Genomic DNA, 3,533 nt, shown 5'->3' on the forward strand with positions numbered 1-3,533 from the left:
CGGAAGGCCGCGGTGTCGCCGTATCCGCCGTCGGCGACGGCGAGCGGGACGTCGATGCCCCACGATCGGGTCTCGTCGATCATGTCCAGGGCCAGCTGCCACTTCTCGACGTGGCCCACTTCGGCGGGGACGCCGCACGGCCCGCGGCGGGCGACCTTGGCCGCATCGGCCTTCGGCGAGGCGGGATCCCAGCTCTCGGGCAGGAAAAGCCGCCAGTCGACAGCCGCCGAGGCACTGTCGGACGCCAGATGCAGCGACACCCCGGCCCGGCAGTTGGTGACCTTGCCCGCGGTGCCCGTGTACTGCCTGGCCACGCAAGCTGACGCCTCACCGTCCTTGAGGAAGCCGGTGTCATCGATGATCAACGCGGTCGGTTTGATCACCCGCTGCATCCGCCAGGCGAGGCGGGCCCGTACATGCGCTGCCTCCCACGGGCTGGAGGTGATGAAGTGGGCCAGGGCCTGCCGGTTGCCGTCCTCGCCCAGCCGGGCGGCCATCGGTTCCACCGACTTGCGCCGCCCGTCCAGCAGCAGTCCCCGCAGATAGACCTCGCCCCACCGGCGCTGATCCGCCCGCGCGAACGGCTCGAACATCTCCGCCGCGAAGTCCTCCAGATCACACCGGACCGCGGCCAACTCCCCACCCAGCACACCCAGTCAACGACACACTCAATCAAACGGACACGCCACCGGCGAATGAACCTGACCAGGCACTACTAGTACTCCAGCAGGACGGGATCCGGCTCGTCTATGACGGCACCGTCTTGCACATGTCCACGCCCGACGCCCCGGACACTGTGATCGCGCGCGCCGACACCTGCAGGTTCACCACCGAACCCTGGGACGTGACCGCGTACCGCGCCAGCATCACAAGCACGGAGGTGTGGCTGCGCATCCTCAACAGCGAGCACGGCGACCAACTCATCGACGTCACCCCCTTCTGGGCCCAGCGCCCCGCCGCGATGTGACGTCCGGCCGCGGCCGCGGCCGGTACCTCTGTCCCATCGACGGGTACGTCGTCACCCTCGGCCAGACCGCCGTCCAGCTCGACCGTCCCATGTGGCTGATCTTTCGGCCCGGCGCGTTCGGGCGCTAGCAGGTCACCGAGCCGGGCGAGGACGACGCGGAGCGCCTGGAGCGTGTGGCCGGACGCGTCCTCGGCCCCGGCTGCGTGGTGTCCGACTGCTACGACCCCGACCGCGACCGGCCGGAGGGCTGGGACGGGCAGGCCGGTCTGGTCCTGGTCGACGCCGATGAAGCGGGAGATCCTTCGAACTGGGTCGTCAACGAGCGGCTGACGTACCGCCAGTGCGCAGCCTGCGCCAGTCGTATCCCCGACCTTCCCGAGCGCCACGTCCCGACCGAGTGGACCCCGAGCAGGGCCTGGGCGACCAAGAGACGCAGCCAGTACCGCCGCAGCCAGGTCCCCGTGGATCAAGGCCCCCCCGGTGGACAGCCTGGCCTGCACCGCCTGCGACCCCCGCTCGGCGACCGCGCGCCGGTGACCTCCGAACGGCGACGGCCCTCACCTCACTCTGGCCGAGTTCACCGAGCAGGTGACCGGAGCCCCGCACGGTGCGGCCGAGACCGTACTGCAGGCCAATTCGGCCAGCGTCGCAAGCCCTGAACAACCACCCCGACCTGCACGTCTTTTGACGCTACCTCAACTCGCAACGTGAGGTCCATCACACATTGGCGTGGCGTGTGGGGTACTAGGGGGTGGGGGTGGCTAGCCTCGCGCTTTCACGAGGCGTGCTGTCCGGCTGGTGATCAAGAAAGCAGAAAGTGCCTCTGACCAGCGAGAATGAGGATTGCTGAGGTCCTTGTTCCCGCCACCGCCGGAGGCACTTCCCAGGTGAAGAAGCGTATCGGGTCCTACCCGCGTGTCCGCGTCGAGGGCGGCGGTCGCGGAGTCGTTTCACAGGCCGGGGCCGTGCTGTTGGTCGAGACGATCGGCAAGTCCGGTCTCGATACGGCGATATCGGCGGCGCTCGTGCCCTGGCGAAAGCCGGGGACGGTGCACGATCCGGGCAAGATCCTGCTGGATGTCGCACTCGCGGTGGCACTGGGCGGGGACTGCCTGGCCGATGTGGGCATGTTGCGGGCCGAGCCGGCCGTGTTCGGGCCGGTGGCCTCCGATCCCACGGTCTCCCGGCTGATCAGCAAGCTGGCGTCGGGCGGACAGCGGGTCCTGGCCGCCCTGCGCACCGCCCGCGCCTAAGTACGCGAACACGTATGGCGGTTGGCCGGTGACACAGCACCGGACGCGGACGGGCAAGTGATCGTGGACATCGACGGCGTCCTCGTCCTGGCCCACTCCGAGAAACAGGACGCCGCCGCGACCTGGAAGAAGACGTTCGGCCACCACCCGCTGATGGGGTTCGTCGACCACGGCCGTGGCGGGTCCGGCGAGCCGGTCGTGGGCCTGCTGCGGCCCGGCAACGCGGGCTCCAACACCGCCACCGACCACATCGAGGCCACCAAGCTGGCCCTGGCCCAGCTGCCCAAACGGCTCCGGCACGGCCGTCAGACGCTGATCCGCACCGACTCCGGCGGCGGAACCCACGAGTTCGTCGCCTGGCTCGCCCAGCGCGGAAGGTGGCTGTCGTACTCGGTCGGCATGACCATCACCGACGCCATCCACCAGGCCGTCCTGAAGGTCCCGGCCTCGGCCTGGACACCGGCCGTGGAACCCGACGGCGACCTCCGCCACGGCGCCTGGGTGGCCGAACTCGACGGCGACTGCCTTAAGGGCTGGCCGAAGGGCCTGAGGCTGATCGTGCGCAAGGAACGACCTCACCCCGGTGCCCAGTTGCGCTTCACCGACGCCGACGGCATGAGGCTGACCTGTTTCGCCACCAACACCGCCGCAGAGGTGATCGCCGCCCTCGAACTGCGCCACCGCCAGCGGGCCCGGGCCGAGGACCGTATCCGCGCCGCCCGCGCCACCGGTCTGCGCAACCTCCCCCTCCACGGCGCCGCACAGAATCAGATCTGGCTGGAGATCGTCCAGATCGCTCTGGACCTGCTCGCCTGGATGCCCCTGCTCGCTCTGCCCGGCCAAGCCCGGCTCTGGGAGCCCCGCCGCCTGCGGCTTCGGCTGTTCTCCACCGCCGCCCAGCTCATCACCACCGGCCGCCGCGGCTACCTCCGGCTCGCCAGCCACTGGCCCTGGACCGACGTGATCACCGATGCCCTGGACCGGCTCCACGCCCTCCCGAACCCCGGCTGACCAGTTCGTTCCCGTCCCTACGAGCAGCACTACCCCACCGGAACCGTGGAACCCGGCGCACACCCGACGCGACAACCGGGCCATCGGCCTGCCCATACTCCGAAAATCCCCACCGACACTCACCACAAAGGGTCCGTCAGCAAGCTGACGGACCCTCAAGAAAGTTCGAGGTTAACGACCGAACGGGCGTGAACATCCAGCCCGGCATCAGGGCTTGATCAAGTTCCCTGAGCGTCCGGGTTGGTGATGCCCAGGAGCGGGAGGGTTCGTTCGGGCTGATCGCGGATTGCGCGGGTGGTCTT

General features: G+C 69.4%; 2 protein-coding genes and 1 pseudogene. 2 read left to right on the top strand and 1 reads right to left on the bottom strand.

The window, feature by feature from the left end; genetic code table 11:
* The coding region (locus ACWC09_RS52335) for an IS701 family transposase (RefSeq protein ID WP_450859364.1) at positions 1 to 593 on the bottom strand (593 nt) is incomplete at its 3' end.
* A gap of 176 nt (positions 594 to 769) precedes the next feature.
* Between ACWC09_RS52335 and ACWC09_RS52340 the strand changes: the two genes are divergently transcribed.
* Positions 770 to 967: a hypothetical protein gene (locus ACWC09_RS52340; protein WP_450859362.1), complete on the top strand. Its 198-nt coding sequence runs from the start codon at positions 770 to 772 to the stop codon at positions 965 to 967.
* Between the two features lie 887 nt (positions 968 to 1,854).
* Positions 1,855 to 3,231: pseudogene (locus tag ACWC09_RS52345) on the top strand (IS1380 family transposase).
* Positions 3,232 to 3,533 lie beyond the last annotated feature (302 nt).

This window comes from Streptomyces sp. NPDC001617 (assembly GCF_053596855.1).